15 protein-coding genes are annotated in these 17795 nt (G+C 71.9%); 7 read left to right on the top strand and 8 right to left on the bottom strand.

Annotated elements, in window-relative coordinates; all coding sequences use genetic code 11:
- The first annotated feature begins 133 nt into the window (after positions 1 to 133).
- The 3 genes from ACFRCG_RS05070 to ACFRCG_RS05060 all read left to right on the top strand — a co-directional run bounded on the left by ACFRCG_RS05070 (position 134) and on the right by ACFRCG_RS05060 (position 5048).
- Complete coding sequence (locus ACFRCG_RS05070; RefSeq protein ID WP_380028911.1) at positions 134 to 1141, top strand: transcriptional regulator; 1008 nt, start codon at positions 134 to 136, stop codon at positions 1139 to 1141.
- A gap of 97 nt (positions 1142 to 1238) precedes the next feature.
- Positions 1239 to 3728: a helicase-associated domain-containing protein gene (locus tag ACFRCG_RS05065; protein WP_380028909.1), complete on the top strand. Its 2490-nt coding sequence runs from the start codon at positions 1239 to 1241 to the stop codon at positions 3726 to 3728.
- A gap of 105 nt (positions 3729 to 3833) precedes the next feature.
- A complete protein-coding gene (locus ACFRCG_RS05060) occupies positions 3834 to 5048 on the top strand; it encodes a cytochrome P450 (RefSeq protein ID WP_380028906.1) in 1215 nt (404 codons plus the stop codon).
- 87 nt (positions 5049 to 5135) lie between these two features.
- Here ACFRCG_RS05060 and ACFRCG_RS05055 read toward each other — a convergent pair whose 3' ends face one another.
- From ACFRCG_RS05055 to ACFRCG_RS05035, 5 genes are all read right to left on the bottom strand, one after another.
- Positions 5136 to 6434, bottom strand: a complete 1299-nt coding sequence (locus ACFRCG_RS05055) for a cytochrome P450 (RefSeq protein WP_380028904.1) — start codon at positions 6432 to 6434, stop codon at positions 5136 to 5138.
- On the bottom strand, positions 6431 to 7054 hold the full coding sequence (locus ACFRCG_RS05050) for an ATP/GTP-binding protein (RefSeq protein WP_126643223.1): 624 nt from the start codon (positions 7052 to 7054) through the stop codon (positions 6431 to 6433). Before ACFRCG_RS05050 ends, ACFRCG_RS05055 begins: the two co-directional genes overlap by 4 nt.
- Positions 7035 to 7394, bottom strand: a complete 360-nt coding sequence (locus tag ACFRCG_RS05045) for a DUF742 domain-containing protein (protein ID WP_078977125.1) — start codon at positions 7392 to 7394, stop codon at positions 7035 to 7037. The genes ACFRCG_RS05050 and ACFRCG_RS05045 overlap by 20 nt, the downstream gene beginning before the upstream one ends.
- Positions 7391 to 7855, bottom strand: a complete 465-nt coding sequence (locus ACFRCG_RS05040) for a roadblock/LC7 domain-containing protein (protein WP_126643224.1) — start codon at positions 7853 to 7855, stop codon at positions 7391 to 7393. Before ACFRCG_RS05040 ends, ACFRCG_RS05045 begins: the two co-directional genes overlap by 4 nt.
- An 80-nt stretch (positions 7856 to 7935) precedes the next feature.
- Positions 7936 to 9486 carry a sensor histidine kinase gene (locus ACFRCG_RS05035; RefSeq protein ID WP_380028902.1) on the bottom strand — a complete coding sequence of 517 codons (1551 nt, stop codon included), beginning with the start codon at positions 9484 to 9486 and terminating at the stop codon, positions 7936 to 7938.
- Between the two features lie 786 nt (positions 9487 to 10272).
- On the opposite strand from ACFRCG_RS05035, the gene ACFRCG_RS05030 reads away from it, so the two are divergent.
- The 3 genes from ACFRCG_RS05030 to ACFRCG_RS05020 all read left to right on the top strand — a co-directional run bounded on the left by ACFRCG_RS05030 (position 10273) and on the right by ACFRCG_RS05020 (position 13790).
- Complete coding sequence (locus ACFRCG_RS05030) at positions 10273 to 11529, top strand: Ig-like domain-containing protein (protein WP_380028900.1); 1257 nt, start codon at positions 10273 to 10275, stop codon at positions 11527 to 11529.
- A gap of 132 nt (positions 11530 to 11661) precedes the next feature.
- The gene (locus ACFRCG_RS05025; protein ID WP_380028898.1) at positions 11662 to 12846 is read left to right on the top strand and encodes an Ig-like domain-containing protein; all 1185 of its coding nucleotides are present in this window, start codon (positions 11662 to 11664) and stop codon (positions 12844 to 12846) included.
- A 278-nt stretch (positions 12847 to 13124) separates the two neighbouring features.
- Entirely contained in the window at positions 13125 to 13790 is a 666-nt protein-coding gene (locus ACFRCG_RS05020) for a DUF6629 family protein (protein ID WP_380028897.1), read from the top strand.
- A 36-nt stretch (positions 13791 to 13826) separates the two neighbouring features.
- Here the strand turns inward: ACFRCG_RS05020 and ACFRCG_RS05015 are convergent, their stop codons facing one another.
- The gene (locus tag ACFRCG_RS05015; protein ID WP_380028895.1) at positions 13827 to 14843 is read right to left on the bottom strand and encodes an S-adenosylmethionine:tRNA ribosyltransferase-isomerase; all 1017 of its coding nucleotides are present in this window, start codon (positions 14841 to 14843) and stop codon (positions 13827 to 13829) included.
- Positions 14840 to 15547 carry an SDR family NAD(P)-dependent oxidoreductase gene (locus tag ACFRCG_RS05010; RefSeq protein ID WP_380028893.1) on the bottom strand — a complete coding sequence of 236 codons (708 nt, stop codon included), beginning with the start codon at positions 15545 to 15547 and terminating at the stop codon, positions 14840 to 14842. Before ACFRCG_RS05010 ends, ACFRCG_RS05015 begins: the two co-directional genes overlap by 4 nt.
- Before the next feature lie 134 nt (positions 15548 to 15681).
- Here ACFRCG_RS05010 and soxR point away from each other — a divergent pair, with 134 nt between their 5' ends.
- A complete protein-coding gene (soxR, locus tag ACFRCG_RS05005) occupies positions 15682 to 16158 on the top strand; it encodes a redox-sensitive transcriptional activator SoxR (protein ID WP_380028892.1) in 477 nt (158 codons plus the stop codon).
- A gap of 55 nt (positions 16159 to 16213) precedes the next feature.
- On the opposite strand, the gene ACFRCG_RS05000 is transcribed toward soxR, so the two are convergent.
- On the bottom strand, positions 16214 to 17485 hold the full coding sequence (locus tag ACFRCG_RS05000; RefSeq protein WP_380028889.1) for a hypothetical protein: 1272 nt from the start codon (positions 17483 to 17485) through the stop codon (positions 16214 to 16216).
- Positions 17486 to 17795 lie beyond the last annotated feature (310 nt).

Here is a 17795-nt window from a genome sequence, read left to right as displayed (position 1 = left end):
ACGGGCTAGAGGCATGACGCCGCAGGTGGGACCGGGTCACGATCGAGATCCAGCACGGATCTTTCGGACCCGGTGTATCACGTGAGCGGGTCCTCCCAGTCATGTCCGTCAACCGACGCGTATGGAGGACGCGGTGCAACGACGTACCTTTCTGGCCGGCGCCGCCGTCGCCGGCCTCACGGCGAAGACATCCGCCGCGTACGCCTCCTCGGCGCCGGCACCCGCCCTCCCCGACCCCGCCGCCTATGTGGCCACCACCGCCCGCCTGCGGTCCCGCTACTGGATCGAGGAACCGGGGCGGCTGCTCCCGGTGGTGGCCGAACACGCCCGCCACGGCGCCCGACTGTTGGCCGAGGGACCCGAGGGGGCGCACTACTCCGCGATCGCGGAGACCGCGCTGCTCGCGTCCCGGATCGCCTTCTTCGACCTGAGCCTGCGCGGGCCGCACGTGCGGCGCTGGCAGGACCTCGCGTTGGAGGCGGCCGACCGGGGCCGGGACGGCTCGCTGGCCGCCGCCGTGCTCGGGCACATGGCCTTCGCCCCGGCCTGGACCGGGCGCGGCACCGAGGCCCGGGACACGCTGGCCGCGGCGCGGGAGCGGACCACGAGCGGCGACGCGGGTCCGACGCTGCGGGCCTGGTTGGACGCGATCGCGGCGGAGGCGGAGGTGCGGCTGGGTACGCCCGACGCGGCCTTTCCGCTGCTGGACCGGGCCGCCGACACGTTCGCGCCGCCGGACACGCCCGGGTCGTGGACGGCGGACGGCCCGCCGGCCTGGCTGGACTGGTTCTCGGCGGCCCGCCTGGAGGGTTTCCGGGGCGCCGCGGAGGTGGCCGCCGGGCGCTCGGCGGAGGCGCGGGCGACGCTGGAGCGCACCCTGGCGGGGCTGCCGGCGCACAGCCACAAGCAGCGTGCGATGACGTTGGCCGAACTGGCCGCGACGGCGGTCGGCGCCCAAGAGCCGCAGGACGCGTGTCGGCTGCTGGAGGAGGCGCTCGACCTGGTCGGCGTGCAGGGGTACGCGACGGCGGTGGACCGGGTCCGCACGGTACGGGCATCACTGGCCCCCTGGTCCCGCGAACCCTTCGTCCGCGACATCGACGACCGCCTGCGCACAGGCGGCGGATCGCAGTCGGGATAGGCCCGCGGCGCCCTCGGCCGGGATGCTTGGGCGCGGCGCCGGCCGGGCCCGCGTTGTGCTTCGCGGCGGCCGGTCACGCGTGGCCTACGCTCGTCGTGTGGATTGTGTTGCTTCGTTGGAGCGGTGGCTTGCCGGGTTGTCGGTCGAGCGGTTGACGGCTCTGTTGGAGGAGCGGGCGTTGCCCCGCTCGGCCGGATACACGCGGGTTGCCGGCTTCCGCGAGTTGGCGCGGTTCCTGGTGGCGGACGAGTCCGTGATGGTGGGGCTGTCGCGGGTGACCGCCGGTGACGTCGCGCTGTTGGCGGCGGTGGCGTTGCGGGCGCTGGAGGAGTACGGCCCGGTACCGGACGCGCACCCGCCCGTGTCCACGTGGTCGACGGCGGCGGTGCCCCCATCGGTCGAGCCGTACGACCGCCTGGTGTCCGAACCCGAGTTGCTGGACCGACTGACAACTGCCGGGATACCGCGAGAGCGCGTGGCCGAGACCGTGGACGGGTTGCGCGAGCGGGCGCTGTTGTTGCCCGCACCGGGCGGCCGGCTGGCGGTGCCGTCGCTGGTGCACACGCTCGCGGCGGACCTGGCCGGATTCGGGGCGCCCGCCGAACGGCTGTTGACCACCGCGTTCAACGCGTCCGAGGTCAAGCGCGTCGCCTCGGGGCTCGGTCTCGGCGACGTGCGGACCCGCGCGGACGCGCAGCGTGGGATAGTGGCGGTGCTCTCCGATCCCGAACGGGTACGCGCCATGGTCGCCGACGCGCCGCGGGACGCGTTGGACCTGTTGGAGCACCTGGTACCGGGCCCGCCGCTGTTGCGCACGCACTGTTTCGTGGCGATCGGTGGCCGCTACTACGGTGCCGGCACCAAGTACACGTTCCGCGAAGGCGGTTCCGGCGATCCGGGTACCGACTGGCTGGCGGCGCGGGGCATGGTCGTCCCCGTCGATCAGGACCTGGTCGAGATGCCGTACGAGGTGGCGCGCGCCCTGCGCGTCGACGACGCGGCCCTGCCGATCGCGTTGACTCCCGAGCCGTTGACCCGCACCACACCGCTCCCGCGCGGCACCGACGAACACGGCGCCGGGGCGGCCGCTGCCGCCGCCTGGCGCGCGGAGTTGGTCCTGCGGGAGTTGGCCGCCCACCCGGTCGCCGTTCGCAAGGCCGGCGGCATCGCGGTGCGCGACACCCGTCGGCTGGCCAAGGCCGCCGGCGCGAGCGAGGAACACACCCGCCTATGGCTCGACTTGGCGGTGAACGCCGGCCTTGCGGGGCCGCACGTGGACGCGCCGGAGTCCAAGCAGGGCGGACCGCAGGGCAAACGGCAGGGCAGGCGCGCGGCCTCGACGCCACCCGCGGCGGCGCGACTGCTGCCCACGGAGCGCTACGACGACTGGGTGGCCGCCTCGCCCGCGGGCAAGTTGTTGCCGCTGATCGCCACGTGGGCGGTGGTGCCGGAGGTGTTCACCTGTTGGCCCGAGGACGCGGGCGAGACGCCCGTGGCCCTGGTCAGTCCGCAGGACGGTGTCGCGGTGCCGCTGCGCCATGGCGTGTTGTGCGCCCTCGCGACTCTCCCGGAAGGGCGTGGTCTCGCGCCGGGGCCCGAGGCGAGGGCCGAACTCTTCGAGCGTGCCGCGTGGTTCCAACCCATCCTCGACACCTCCCTCCTGGGCGACGTCTCCGCCACATCCGAGGAGCACGCGCAGTTCGACGGGCGACTGGCCGCGACACTGGCCGAGGCGGAACTGCTCGGGCTGGTGGCCAGCGGCGCGCTCACCGGGATCGGCCGCGCGGTCGGCGCGTTCCTCGACGCGCGCGCCGCCGACCACTTCCCCGCCGTCCCCGGCGCCGACGCCGATCCCGAGGCATCCGGACCCGACGGCCTCGGCATCGACGTCACCCGACGCCCCGCGCTCGCGCGCGCCGTCGCCGCGTTGCGCGACACGTTGCGTACGACGCTGCCCGCGCCGAGTACCACCGCCCGGTTCCAATCCGACCTGACCGCCACCGTGACCGGCGCGCCGGCCCCCGAACTCGCCGAACTGCTGTCCGCCGTCGGCGACATCGAATCCGAGGGGCACGCCGTGGTCTGGCGGATCGGCCCGGCGTCCCTGCGGCGCGCCTACGACGCGGGCCACAGCGCGGACGAAGTCGCCGAACGCCTGGCCGCGGCCTCCGCGAACGGGCTGCCGCTGCCCCAGGCACTGGCGTACACGATCAAGGACACCGCGCGAACCCACGGGCGGCTGCGGGTGGTTCGCTCGGCCTGCTGCATCCGCTGCGACGACCCTGCACTGATCGCCGAGGTCGCCGGCACCCGCGCCCTGGCCAAACTGGGCCTGCGCCGCATCGCCCCGACCGTGCTGATCTCCACCGCGCCACCCGAGGAGACGTTGATCGCGCTGCGCGGTGCGGGTTACGCGCCGGCCCTGGAGGCCGCGACGGGCACCACCGTCCTGGAGCGTGCGCCCGCGCAACGCGCCCCGAACCACCTCCTCGCGGTGGACCAGCCCCTGGCGCGCTACGGCGTACCCACCCAGGGAATGCCGGTCGACGCCCGCGAACTCGCGGAGCGCCTGACCGCGGAAGGGTGAGGTCGGCCCCGCGGGCGGGGTGGACCCCGGGGTGGTTGGGTCCATAGCCTGGGGCGGTTGGTTGATGATCTTCGATCGCGTTGCGGGACAAGGGGATTCGATTCGATGACCGCTCTGGACGTGCCCGACATACTTTCGCCCGAGTTCGCGGCCGATCCGTATCCCCTCTACCGGAGCATGCGGGACGAACACCCGCTGCTGTGGCACGAAGGAATGCAGAGTTGGGTCATCTCGCGCTACGCGGACCTCGAACGGGCTTTCAAGGAACCGGTGTTCACCACCGACAACTACGACTGGCAGCTGGAGCCCGTGCACGGGCGGACCATCCTGCAGATGAGCGGGCGCGAACACGCGGTGCGGCGCGCGCTGGTGGCACCGGCGTTTCGCGGCAGCACCCTTCAGGAAACGTTCATGCCGGTGATCGAGCGCAACGCCCGACAGCTGGTGGACACCTTCCGCACGCGTGGATCGGTGGACCTGGTGCCGGAGTTCGCCCAGCGCTTCCCGGTCAACGTGATCGCCGACATGCTCGGCCTCGACCAGGCCGACCACGAGCGGTTCCAGGGCTGGTACACCTCGGTCATCGCGTTCCTGGGCAACCTGAGCCAGGACCCCGGTGTGGCCGCCGCCGGGCTGCGCACCCGGGACGAGTTCGCCGCGTACATGTTGCCGCTGATCGCCGAGCGGCGCGCGAACCCCGGTGAGGATCTGCTGTCCACGCTGTGCCTGGCCGAGATCGACGGCACCCGGATGAGCGACGAGGACATCAAGGCCTTCTGCAGCCTGCTGCTCGCCGCCGGCGGCGAGACGACGGACAAGGCGATCGCGAGCCTGTTCAAGAACCTGCTCGAACACCCCGACCAACTCGCCGCGGTGCGCGCGGACCGCTCGCTGATCCCGCGCGCGTTCGCCGAGACGCTGCGCTACTCGCCGCCGGTGCACATGATCATGCGCCAACCCGCCGAGGACGTCGAACTCGCCGGCGGCGTGGTGCCCGCGGGCAGCACGCTCACCTGCCTGATCGGCGCCGCGAATCGGGACGACCGGCGCTACGCGCACCCCGACCGGTTCGACATCTTCCGCGAGGACCTGACCGCCAAGACCGCGTTCTCCGCGGCGGCCGACCATCTGTCCTTCGCGCTCGGCCGGCACTTCTGCGTGGGCGCGCTGCTCGCGGTGGCCGAGGTCGAGGTGGGCACCAACCAACTCCTGGACGCGATGCCCGACCTGGCCTTCGCCCCGGGCTTCGCACCCGTCGAGAAGGGCGTGTTCACCCGCGGCCCGGTCGCGCTGCCGGTCACCTTCACCCCCACGGCCTGAGCCGCGCGGTCCCGCGTCCCGCGGTTCCGGGCCCCGCGCGAGATCCCCGGGGACGGGCCACGCGCCCGTCCCCGCGCCGACCCGGGATCACCCCACGTACGCCGGGGTGAACTCGACCGGAAGGTTCTCCAGACCGCGCATCCACACCGAGTCGCGCCAGACCAGCTCCCGGGTGGGCACCGACAGGTGCACGTCCGGCAGCCGGTCGAGCAGCACCTCGATCGCCGCCCGCGCGATCACCTCGGCCAACTCCGGCGCCGGGTACGGGCAGCGGTGCTCGCCGTGGCTGAACGACATGTGCGCGCTGTTCCCCGCCGCGCCGGCGTGCGAGTCGGGCCGCACCTGCGGGTCGGTGTTGGCCGCGGACAGCCCGAGCACCAGCAGATCGCCCGCCTTGATCTTCTGCCCGCCGAGCACCGTCGAACGCACCGCCCAGCGGCCGATGAAGTTCTGCGTCGGGGTGTCTTCCCACAACACCTCGTTCAGCGCCTGCCCGACGCTGCGCCGGCCGCCGGACAGGGTCAGCGCGAAACGGTCGTCGGTGAGCATCAGCCGCAGCGTGTTGCCGATCCAGTTCGCGGTGGGCTGCTGGGCGGCGGCCATCACCACGAGCATGTCCTGGATCAGTTCCTCCTCGGCCAGCTCGGCCGGGTGCACCAGCAGCCGCGACGGCACGTCGGCGCCGGGGCGTTCGCGCTTGCGCTGCAACAGCCGGGCCATCGTGGCCCGTACCCGCAGGTACGCGTCCACCGCGCCCTCGCCGCCGTCCAACGAGCCGGCCAGGTCCCGGACCAGATCCGGGGTCTCCTCCTCGGGCAGCCCGAACAGCCGGGCCACCACCAGCGAGGGCAGCCGGTGCGCGTAGTCCGCCATCAACTCGGCCTCGCCCACGCCGGCGAACTCGTCGACCAGCCGGTCCGCGATCCGCTCGGCCTGCGCGCGCAGTTCGAACTGGTCCACCGCCGCGAGCGCGTCGCTGATCGCCCCGGCCCGGCGGCGGTGTTCGGGCCCCTCGGTGAACATCACCGACGGCTGGTAGCCGACGAACGGCATCAGCGGCCAGTCCGGCGCGATCCGGTCCCACGCGTGCCAGCGCCGCGAGTCGCGGGCGAACATCTGGTCGTTCGCCGTGACGTGGTGCACCTCGCGGTAGCCGAGCACGAACCACGCGGGGATGTCGCCGTCGAGCAGGATCGGCGCCACCGAGCCGTGCTCCTGGCGCAGTTTGCGGTACATCCCGTGCGGGTCCTGCCACAACCCCGGGCCGGACAACCGCGCGGCGCCCTCGTGCGAGGGGTCGAGGGCCGGCCCGCCGCCCGCGTGCGCGGGGCAACCCTCGGGCGGTGCGGGGGCGTTCGGGTCGTTGAGGTCCGAAGGCGTGGTCACAGGGCGTGCTCCCGGGCGAAGGACAACGTGTAGAGGTGGTTCACCAGCGCGATCAGCACGGCCTTGCTGGACTCCCGGCTGCGCGCGTCGCAGTCGACCATCGGGATCTCCGCGGGCAGGGACAGCGCGTCGCGCACCTCCTCCAGCGTGTGCTCGGGCGGCCCGAAGTTGTTGCGGGCCAGGACGAACGGCATGCCGTGGTGCTCCAGGCGGTCGATCGCGTACCACGAGTCCTCGAGCCGCCTGGGGTCGACCAGCACGACCGCGCCGAGCGTGCCCGAGAACAGCCGGTCCCACAGGAACCAGAAGCGCTCCTGCCCGGGAGCGCCGAACAGGTACAGCACCATCTCGTCGTTGAGCGAGATCCGACCGAAGTCGAAGGCGACCGTGGTGGTGGTCTTGCCGTCCGCGCCGCGCGCGTCGTCGATGCCCACACCCGCCCGGGTCATCGTCTCCTCGGTGTTGAGCGGACGTATCTCGCTCACCGAGCGCACCATCGTCGTCTTGCCGACGCCGAACCCGCCCACGATGGCGATCTTGAGCCCGTCGCTCGCGGTGCTCGCCAGGGGGGTACGCACGGCCGGCTCGGACGTGGCGAGCTCAGAGGTTGTGGAGTCCAACGAGCACCTGCTTCAGGATCTCGGTATCGGGTAGTTGCGCCCGGCGCGGGGACAGGCGCGGGTGCCGCGCGGTGATTCGCCCCGTGTCGAGCAGGTCGCAGAGCAGGATCTTCACCACGCCCACGGGCAGGCCCAGTTCGGCGGCGATCTCCACCACGGCGGTCGGCCGATCGCACATCCGCAGGATCCGCACGTGCTCGGACTGCATGCCCGGCGTGGGTTCGCACTCGCTGACGATCAGGGTGACCAGGTCGAACGCGTCCTCGTCGGCGCGCGTTCGACCGTTGGTGACCGTGTACAGCCGGTCCGGATCGCCGCTGTCGACTGGCCGCCGGATCATGCCGATCGGCCGCCTTCGTCGAAGTTGCGAGCCGGTGTGCTCAGATACTCGCCGATCTGCTCGACCAGTTCGTTCATGTTGTGTCCCACCACCCCGGCGTCCGCGTCGTCGTCCGCGATCACCGCGAGGTGGGCGCCCTCGCCCGCCTCGACGATGAACAGGATGCCGCCGTGGAACTCGGTCATCGACTGGCGCACACCGCCGCTGCCGTCGCCGAACTCGATCGACGCGCCGTGCGACAGGCTCTGGATGCCGGACGCGATCGCGGCGAGCTGGTCGGCCTGGTCGATCGTCAGCCCGCCGGTACGGCACAACTTCAGGCCGTCCTTGGACAACACCAGCGAGTGCCGCGTGCCCGGGGTGCGCTCGATCAGGTTCTCCAGGAGCCAGTCGAGGTCACGCTCGGACCGCCGTTGCGGGTCGGTCCGCTGCGCTTCGGTGCCGTGTGCTGTTGCGCTCATAGGGCTTCCGGGGTGGACATCGCTCGGATGCCCGCCCCCGCCTCCGTTCTCTCGTTGCGTACCACCCGGCGAAGGGGCGATCAGGACTTGTCGTCGGGGGACGCCGTCACGTCCCGACCCGGTCGTTCGCCCTGTACCGCCTGGCGGAACGCGCCGAAGCGGGCCCCGGGCGCGGGGCGCGGTTTGCTCTCGCGGGATCCGGCCTCCGAGCGCGACTCCGCCCGCTCGGCCGCCCTGGCCGCGGCGGCCAGGGTCTGTCCGGGGCGGCGCTTGGCCAACCCGGAGAGCGTGGGTGCGGGCGCCGGCTCGGCCGGCGAGGGCGCCGCGGGAGCTGCGGGAGCCGCAGGAGTCACGGGCGCCGCAGGAGCTGCGGGAGCCGCGGGAGTCACGGGCGCCTCCGCGATCGCCCGGGTCGCGGGCGCCGCCTCCACGGGATGAGCCCGCCCCGAACGCACCTCGGGCGCGGCCCGCTTGCGCGGCTCGGGCCGGATCTCGCCGACCAGTTGCCGCGGAATCATCACCACGACGCCCGTGCCGCCGCGCGAGGACGGCCGGAAGGACACGGTCAGCCCGTGCTTGCGGGCCAGACAACCCACCACGGCCAGCCCCAGACGCGTCCCCGACAGCGTGGTCAGGTCCAACGCGTCTGCCGAGACCGCCTGTTCGGCCCGCCGCAGGGCGAACTCGCCCATCACCAGGCCGCCGTCCTCCACCGTGACCACGACGCCCGCCGGCACGTCCTCGACGTAGACGTGCACCTGCTCGGAGGGCGGCGAGAACTTGGTCGCGTTGTCCATCAGTTCGGCCAGCGCGTGCATCACGCCCTCGGCCGCGTAGCCGGCCACCGCCGCCTCGCTGGTGGAGTGCACCCGCACCCGCTGGTACGCGCTGATCCGGCCGACCGCGCCGCGCAGGATGCTCTCCATCACGATCGGCTTGGTCCACCGCCGCCCCGAACGCGCGCCGGTGAGCACCGCGATGCTGTCCGCGAGCCGGCCCGCCTGGGCGGTGCTGTGGTCGAGCCGGAGCAGATCGCCGAAGACCTCCTCGCCGTGCCGACCCTCCATCTCGCGCAGGTCGGCGAGCATGCTGGTGGACAACGCCTGCACCCGGCCGGCGGCGTTCGCGCACGCCGACATCGCGGCGGCACGCATACGTTCGCCCTGGCCCACCTCGCGGGCCACGGTGGTCAACATCCGCTCCAGCGCCTCGTGTTGCGGCGTGGGTATACCGGCCAGGGCGGTCTCCACCGACGCGCCGTCGCGCAGCAGCGCCACCAGCGCGGGCAACGTCTGGTCGGCGACCCGGGTCGCCTCGGCCTGGAACGCGGACATCCGGTCCCGGTTGGCGTCGTTCCAGCGGGCCGCATCACCCTCCAGAGTGGCGACTCGGGCGCGCAACAGGTCCGCGGTGCCGATCGCGTAGACGGTGGCCGCGACCGCGATGGCCAACGCCAACGCGACCGCCACGCCGCCCACCGCGACGGTGGTGCGATGCTTCGAGCCGACGGCCGACACCGCCCACACGACCACGCCTGCGGTACAGATCGACACGACCGCGAAGGCGAGCAGTGGCCGCCCCATCGGGGGTCGTTCGGACCGGGCGCGAGGGGGCATGTCTACTGCTGACATCAAGCGGATCCTCGTTGCCGGGGGCTGGTCGGGCGTGAGCCTACCGGGCCGGATCCGGACGTGCCCAACACCGACCTTCCGGACGCATGCGTAGCCTGACGTGTCGCCAACTGGGCTGATATGTCCGTGAGTTACCCATCTCTCCGGCGGGCGATCAAGCCGGCGCAAAACCCCTCCGAGAACGAATCCGGCCACGTCCGACCGGATTTGACGCCCGCGCTCGCCGACCCCCACCCACCCGCGCCCGACGGGCCGCGACACCGCGCGAAGCCCGGCGGCGGTGATCAGTCTCACGTACGAAGCGCCCCGGAAGGGGCCGCGCGACCGGCCCGCGGAAGACCCTCGAGCGCTCGCGGCCAGCCGCGAGCGTCACCCGTATATAGGGGAGACTCGAAGGAGCGCATCGCGGCGCGACGCTTATACCCTCCCCGAGCACGCCCACGCAAGTACAACGAACGCGGACTCCGTGCCGGCCGCGCCGCGCGCACGACCGCCGCGAGTACTCCGACGCCGGTCGATCCGTCGACTCGTCGGTCCGCAATCCGCCGCACAACCGACGCACCGCCGTCGCCGGCGACGACCACCACCGGGCCACGCGGGCCGTCGGATCGAGGACCCACCCACCATTCGCCTACCACTCGCCCACCAAAACGAGACGTACATCACATCCCTCGGAGAGCAACCTGAGACCCCCTCCGGAAGTCAATGATGCGGAGACTCGCGTCGCGCGGCCTCCGTCTTTTCGACCCGTTGTGAAGGGAATCCCGAAACGTGGCAGGTAAAGCGATGCGACGGCGCACCGTTCCGGCCGTTCTGATCGCCGGCGCGATCCTGTTCACGGGGGCCTGTGGGCTGCTGGGCGGCGACGACAAGGGCGACAAGACGAGCAACGCGGGCAGCGAATCCAAGATCGCGCCCGGCGCGTCCGGAGGCACCCCGGGCACCGAGTCCGGCCAACCCCCCGAGCCGGCCAAGGGGGCCGCGCCGCAGGTGACCATGACGCCCGAGGACGGCGCCACCGGCGTCGACCTCGCCGATCCGCTGACCTTCGCGATCGAGGGCGGCAAGGTCTCCGCGGTCAAGGTGACCAACGCCAGGGGCGAACAGGTCGACGGCACCCTGTCGCCCGACGGCAAGTCCTGGAAGCCGAAGGTCCCGTTCACCCCCGGCGGCCAGTACACGGTGAGCACCACCGCCACCAACACGGACAACCAGCCGACCACGATCTCCACCAGGTTCACCACCCAGACGCTGGGCAAGGAGGTGACCGCCTCGATCTTCCCCGACAGTGGGACCGTCGGCGTCGGTCAGCCCGTCTCGGTGCGCTTCGACCGGCCGATCACCAACAAGGCCGAGGCGGAGAAGGCGATGAAGGTCACCGCGACGCCCGCGGTGTCCGGCGCGTGGCACTGGTTCGGCAACACCCGGGTGGAGTGGCGGCCCAAGGACTATTGGAAGGCCGGCACCAAGGTCAAGGTCGACCTCAACCTGCGCGGCGCCGATCTCGGCGGCGGCGCGGGCTCCAAGCAGTACAAGAGCTTCAACTTCGCGATCGGCAACGTCGCGCGGATCTCCACCGTCGATGTGGCGAGCAAGACGATGACCACCACCGAGAACGGCAAGGTGGTCAAAACCATCAAGGTCACCACCGGCGAGTCCCCCAAGTACGACACCTGGGGCGGCGTGATGGTGGTGATGGAGAAGTACACCCAGACCCGGATGAACTCGGCGACCGTGGGTCTGGGCAAGGAGTACGACATCGCGGACGTCCCGTGGGCGGTCCGGATCACCACGTCGGGCACGTTCGTGCACGGCAACTACTGGTACGACAAGGCCAATCCGCCGTTCGGCCGGGCCAACACCAGCCACGGCTGCGTGAGCATGACGCCCGAGGACGCCAAGTGGTTCTACGACCACGCCGATCGCGGCGACGTGGTCAAGGTGGTCAACTCCAAGGAGCGCGCGGTCGCGGCCGACAACGGCTACGGCGCGTGGAACCTGAGCTGGTCCCAGTGGTTGGCCGGCAGCGCGACCAAGGAGTGATCCCCGGGCGCGACGCACCCGGCGACGATTGAGACCTCGATCACAGGGCCCCTCGTGCAACGGCCACGCGGCCGGCGGCGTCCCTCAGGTGAATCCACCTGATCGGACGGCTGAGCCCGGGGGGCCCTTTTCATGACCGGTATCACCCAGCGTGTCGGGGTCGCGGCGTTCGTCGCGGCGACCCTGTTGTTGACCGGAGCCTGTAGCAAGGACGACGCGAAGAAGTCGGCGGACCCGGCGAAGGCCGCCGGCGAGAACCGCGCCGGCCCGGCCGAGCCCGCCGTGGTCACCCTGACCCCCGTGGACAAGGCCACCGGCGTCGACCCGGGCACCCCGGTGAAGATCGCGGTCGGCGGGGGCAAGGTGTCCGAGGTCAAGGTGACCAACGCGGGCGGTGAGGCGGTCGACGGCGCGCTGAACGGCGACTCGTGGAAGCCGAAGGTGCCGTTCATGTACGGCGGCAAGTACACGGTCACCGCCACCGCCGTCAACGCGGAGAACAAGCCGACCACCGCCAACGCGGCGTTCACCGTGCTCAATCCGACGCAGGCGGCCACCGCCACCTTCATGCCGGACGCGGACGCCACGGTCGGCGTGGGCCAGCCGGTGTCGATCACCTTCGATCAGCCGGTGAAGAACCGCAAGGCGGTACAGGAGGCGATCAAGGTCACCGCGACGCCCGCGGTCGAGGGCGCCTGGCACTGGTTCGGCAACTCGCGGGTGGACTGGCGGCCGAAGGAGTACTGGCCGACCGGCACCCAGGTGAAGGTGGACCTGAACCTGCGCGGCGTGGACCTCGGCGGCGGGGTGATGTCCAAGCAGTTCAAGAGCTTCGGCTTCAAGATCGCGGACACCAAGCGCATCGCCGTGGTGGACGCCAACGCGCACACGATGACGGTCTCCGAGAACGACCAGGTGGTCAAGACGATCCCGATCACCGCGGGCGAGGACCCCAAGTACACGACGTGGAACGGGATCATGGTGATGGAGGAGCGCTACCCCACGCTCGACATGAACTCGCAGACCGTCGGCCTGGGCAACGAGTACGACCAAAAGGCCGTGCCGTACGCGATGCGGATCACCGAGTCGGGCACGTTCCTGCACGCCAACACGTGGACCACGGTCAACCCGTTCGGCAACGCCAACACCAGCCACGGCTGCGTCTCGATGACGCTGGAGAACGCCAAGTGGATGTACGAGCGTTCGATCCGCGGTGACATCGTGCAGGTCAAGGGCAACGAGGAGAAGCCCGTGGCGGCCGACAACGGCTACGGCGCGTGGAACCTGACCTGGGAGCAGTGGACGGCCGGCAACTGACGCACGGCGTGGCCGGACCCGACACCGGGTCCGGCCGCACCCGGCCCCGTCGCGCCCGCGCCGCCGGCACTCACGGCGTCCGCGCCAACCGTGCCGGGCGGTCGGCGGTACGTGTGCCCTACACCCGGGCGTGACCCATCCCACGTCGATTCCCGGGGCCGAATGAGCGTATGAACTGTTGAACACACCAACCATGTGGGTACGCCTGCCACGGGACCACCCCACCCTCCCCGTGAATCGAGGCAGCCGTGTGTTGGAGCGCCGGTGCGGACCTCGTGATGGGCAGTGCCATCACGGCGGTCGGCATAGCGAGCGTCGCCTCCGTGCGACGGATCAACGATCTGCCGATGGCGTTGTTGCCGGTCATCCTGGGCGCCCATCAGCTCGTCGAGGCGGTGGTGTGGCAGGGCGAGACGGGTGACGTGTCGGCGGGTACCGCCGAGATCGCGCGCGAGGCCTGGGCGGTGATCGCCTTCCCGCTGTTGCCCGCCTTCGTCCCGCTCGCGGTGCTGGCCGCCCAGTGGCCGCTCGCCCGGGGTCGCGAACGGGTCCGGGCCACGTTCTTCATCGTGCTCGGCCTGGTGGTCGCGGGCGCTCTCGGGCACGCACTCGCCTCGCGCCCGGTGAACGCCGAGATCTGCGGGAACACCGTGCGCTATTCGGTGGGCATTCCCGCCGCCCCGTGGGTGATCGCCGGCTATCTGGTCGCCACCTTGGGCTCGTTGTTGTTGGCCCGGGACCGACTGTTGCGGTTCCTGGGCCTGGTCTGCGCCGTCGGCGCGGCGGTCACGATGCGTCTGTGGTTCCACGCGTTCGCGTCGACGTGGTGCGCGGTCGCGGCGGCGGCGAGCGTGATCGTGCTGTGGTGGGTACGCTCCCGGCGCCCCGCCCCGCCGGGGAGCGCGGGCTCCTCGCCCGGGCCCGTGTCCGAGTTGGTGCGGTGAGCCGGCGGCCCGGAGCCGACTCCGGGCCGCCGCGGCTCAGGGCAGCAGCAGCGAACTGTCCCCGAACTCGTGCCACAGGTAGTCCTCGGCCATCGCCGCGTCGTAGGCCCTGCGCACCGCCGCCCGGCCCACCACCGCCTCCAGGAGCAGCAGGTGGGTGGCCTCGGGCGCGTGCAGGCCGCTGATCACGCCGTCGACCACCCGGGCCGGCCGGTCCGGGCCGAGCATCAGGTCGGTCCAGCCGCTCGCGGCGCCGATCTCGCCGTCGGGGCCCACCGCCGACTCCAGGGCCCGGGTCACCGTGGTGCCCACCGCGATCACCCGGCGGGCCCGGCGCACCAGGTGCGCGGTGCTCTCCGGCACGGCGAACCACTCGCGCAGCGGCGGCTCGCCGACCTCCTGGGAGGACACCCCGGTGTGCAGCACGATCGGCGCGACGGTGACCCCGCGGGTGATCAGGTCGACCACCAGCTCATGGGTGAACGGCCGCCCGGCGCTGGGCATCTCGGCGCTGCCCTCGTCCCGGGCGAAGATCGTCTGATACGCCGTCAGCGGCCAGCGCTCGCGCACGTGGGCGTAACTGATCGGCCGGCCGCGGTCGGCCAGGAAGGTCTCCACCCGGGCGTGCGGCACGGTGATCCGGGCCTTCCACAACCGCTGGGGGGTGTGCTCGTGCGGATACGGGTCCAGGAGCAGCGCCATGCCGCACCGGGTGCCGGGGAAGCGCACCGCCTCGAAGCGGCGCACCCCCGCCACCGGCCCGGGCGTGCCGTCGGTGTGCCGCAGTTCGACGATCCAGGTCTCCTCGTCGAGCCGGGTGGCGAAGTGCACGGTGACCGGCGATCCGTCGGCGCGGTAGCCGTCCACCGCGGCGGGCAGCGTCGCGGAGGTGTTCACCACGAGCAGGTCGCCGGGTCCCAGGTGCCGTCCGAGGTCGCGGAAGACGGTGTGTTCGACCCGCTCCCCCGTGTGTACGAGCAGCCGGACCCCGTCGCGCGCGAGTCCCCGTGCCTCGGCGGGTTCGGTGGCCTCGTGCACGGTCGCGGTGGTCACGAGATCACCGCCGGGGCGAACTCGGCGACCGTGTACCGCCCGCTCGCGGGACGCTCGTCGAACAACCGCAGCAGGGCCGGGACCACGGTCTCGGGGTCCGGGCGATCCGAGACGTCCTCGCCGGGGAACGCCTGTTGATGCAGGTCGGTGTTCATGTCCCCGGGGTCGAACGCGTATACGTCCAGGTCCGGGTTCTCGGCGGCCAGCGTCGCGCCGACGTGGTCGAGGGCGGCCTTGGCCGAGCCGTAGCCGCCCCAGCCGGGGTAGGCGTTGACGGCGGCGTCCGAGCTGATGTTCACCACCGCACCGCGGTCGCCGTCGAGCAGGAAGGGCAGGGCGAGTCGGGTCAGCGCCAGCGGCGCGAACACGTTCACCTCGTACACCCGGACCAGGTCGGCCGGGGGGTGGGCGGCGAGCGGCGGCAGCGGGCTGGGCCCGAGCGTGCTCGCGTTGTTGACGAGCAGGTCGAGTCGACCGGACTCGCGGACCAGGTCGCGCAGTTCGCGACGGTGCGCGGGATCGGTCACGTCGCCGGAGACGGCGATCACGTCGGCGTCGCCCAGAGCGCGCAGTCGGCGGGCGGCCCGATCCAGGTCGGCGGGCCCGCGGGCGTCCAGGATCAGCGTCCAGGAGCGGATGGCGAGCGCGTGGGCCAAGGCCAGGCCGAGGCCGCGCGAAGCGCCGGTGACGAGTGCGACAGGCATGGTGTTCTCCAGGGGAATTCCACACCCCACCCGGTGATGGGCTGCCCCTCTACACTGCAAGTTCAAGTGCACTTCAGGTCAAGCGGCCGGGAGGCGCATCGCACGGAAACTTCGGACGAGACCTGGGAGACGGTGTGCTCACCGGAACGGACCTGTTGACGGTCGGACAGATGACCGCGCGCAGCGGATTCGCGGCATCCGCGCTGCGCTACTACGAGGCCGAGGGCCTGATCACCGCGAGCCGCACGACGGGCGGGCAACGCCGGTACGAGCGGCACATCCTGCGCCGACTGGCGTTCATTCGCGCGGCGCAGAACATCGGCCTGTCGCTGGAGGAGATCCGGTCGGCGCTGAGCAATCTCCCGGAGGGCCGCACCCCCACCCCCGCCGACTGGGCCAAGATCAGCCGGGCCTGGCGCGGTCGTCTGGACGAGGAGATCGAGGCCCTGGTACGGCTGCGCGACGGCCTGGAGCAGTGCATCGGCTGCGGGTGCCTGTCGATGAAGCGCTGCCGGATCTCCAACCCCGACGACCAGGCCGCCCGCTACGGCTCCGGCGCGGTGACCCTGCCGGAGCTGCTGCGCGAGGACCGGCGCCACCCGCACGGCTGACCCCGACCGGGGCGGGGTGGCGCCCGGGCCCGGTCGGCGGTCGGTCGGTCGGTCGTCAGTAGCGGTCGCGCACGATCGCGGCCTGTCGTGCGCCGGGCGCCCCCGGCGCGGCGGGAGCCGCGGGCACAGGGGGCGCCCCGAGCGCCGCCCAGTCCGGCTTGGCGCCGACGTCGAAGGTGCGCAACTTCGCCAGCACCGCCGGATCCTGCGCGTCGAGCCAGTCCACCAGGTCGTGGAAGCTCACGCACCTGGTCTCGGGACGTGCGCAGGCCGTGCGCATCGCGCGTTCGACGGCCTTCATGTAGATGCCGCCGTTCCACCCCTCGAAGTGGTTGCCGATCAGCAGCGGCGCCCGGTTGCCGGTGTACGCGCGGTCGAAGCCCGCCATGTAGCTCGCGTACGCCTGGTCCTCCCACTCGCCGAACTTCGCCGGGTCGCCCTTGACCGTGCGCGACTGGTTGAACATCACGTTGTAGTCCATCGACAGGACCTCGAACTTGCGCCCCGGCAGCGGGATCTGCTGGAGCGGCAGGTCCCACACCCCGTTCACCTTGGCCGGCCACACCTGCCGCCCGCCGGGCGAACTCGCGTCGTAGCGGAAGCCGAGCGAGGGTTCGGCCGCGAGCAGCGCCTTCTGGCCCTCCAGGCACGGCGCCCGACCGCCGATGAGTTCCTTGTCGTAGTCGAACGGCAGCGCCGGCAGGTCGGTCCAGCCGGTGTTGGTCTTCCAGTTCTTCACGAACGCGCGGGCCTGCTCCACCTCGTTGCGCCAGTCGTCGGCCGACCACGAACCGCCGCCGGTGGGCCCGCAGAAGTGTCCGTTGAAGTGGGTGCCGATCTCGTGGCCCTCCTGCCACGCGGCGCCGAGTTGCTCCAGCGTCATCCGCAGGTGGGCGTCGTCGAGATAGCCGATGTCGGAGGCGCCGATCGGCTTGTGCGGCGGCTGATACCTGGCCTTCCCGGCCTCGGGAAGCACATACACCCCGGACAGGAACAGCGTCATCCTGGCGTTGCTCTCCTTGGCCACCTGGCGGAAGCGGGAGAACAACTTCTTGTCGTCCTCGCCGGCGCCGTCCCAGGAGAAGACCACGAACTGCGGCGGGGTCGCGCCGGGGGCCAGCTTCTCCGGCCTGGGCCGATTGGGCTGCTCGCCGGTGTTCGAGGTGGAGCCGTCGCCGATCAGGGTCACCGGGGCCCGAGCGGCCGACCCCTGGGGCGGTCTCCCGGGTGCGGCGGCCTTCTGTTCGGGATCGTTCCCGTGGTCGCGGGCGAAGACGACGAAGCCGATGGCGGCGACCACCGCGACGACAAGGACGAGGACGGCCATGGTGCGGGATGATCGCACGAATGCCCCAAATGATTGGAAATATAGGGAAATCGACAGCAGGCTAGATCGACCGCCGCCCGGTGCGTCGACCCGCCCCGCCGGGCGGCCGGGCGGCACCACCACATGGGATGAACGGGTACGGCCACTCGGCCGCAGTGTGAGCGGCCGCACAGCCGCCGCAGGTGTCACGGGTCCCGAACCGGCAATGGGTAGCCCCGAGCCGGTGGTTCGCCTCGGCACGGGGCGGGCCCGCGGGGCCGCCCGGGGTCCGGTCGCCGGGCCCGAACCGAGAACCGGCCCATCCCGGAGG

Source organism: Embleya sp. NPDC056575, assembly GCF_042793325.1.
Taxonomy (GTDB): domain Bacteria; phylum Actinomycetota; class Actinomycetes; order Streptomycetales; family Streptomycetaceae; genus Embleya.
The sequence above is the reverse complement of the archived record's forward strand: the minus strand, read 5'-3'. Positions and strand labels throughout refer to the sequence as shown.

Coding starts and splice junctions, on each gene's coding strand:
- ACFRCG_RS05060 (WP_380028906.1), top strand. CDS start 3,834: ATGACCGCTCTGGACGTGCCCGACATACTTTCGCCCGAGTTCGCGGCC.
- ACFRCG_RS05045 (WP_078977125.1), bottom strand. CDS start 7,394: ATGATCCGGCGGCCAGTCGACAGCGGCGATCCGGACCGGCTGTACACG.
- ACFRCG_RS05040 (WP_126643224.1), bottom strand. CDS start 7,855: ATGAGCGCAACAGCACACGGCACCGAAGCGCAGCGGACCGACCCGCAA.
- ACFRCG_RS05035 (WP_380028902.1), bottom strand. CDS start 9,486: ATGTCAGCAGTAGACATGCCCCCTCGCGCCCGGTCCGAACGACCCCCG.
- ACFRCG_RS05030 (WP_380028900.1), top strand. CDS start 10,273: ATGCGACGGCGCACCGTTCCGGCCGTTCTGATCGCCGGCGCGATCCTG.
- ACFRCG_RS05025 (WP_380028898.1), top strand. CDS start 11,662: ATGACCGGTATCACCCAGCGTGTCGGGGTCGCGGCGTTCGTCGCGGCG.
- ACFRCG_RS05020 (WP_380028897.1), top strand. CDS start 13,125: ATGGGCAGTGCCATCACGGCGGTCGGCATAGCGAGCGTCGCCTCCGTG.
- ACFRCG_RS05010 (WP_380028893.1), bottom strand. CDS start 15,547: ATGCCTGTCGCACTCGTCACCGGCGCTTCGCGCGGCCTCGGCCTGGCC.
- ACFRCG_RS05000 (WP_380028889.1), bottom strand. CDS start 17,485: ATGGCCGTCCTCGTCCTTGTCGTCGCGGTGGTCGCCGCCATCGGCTTC.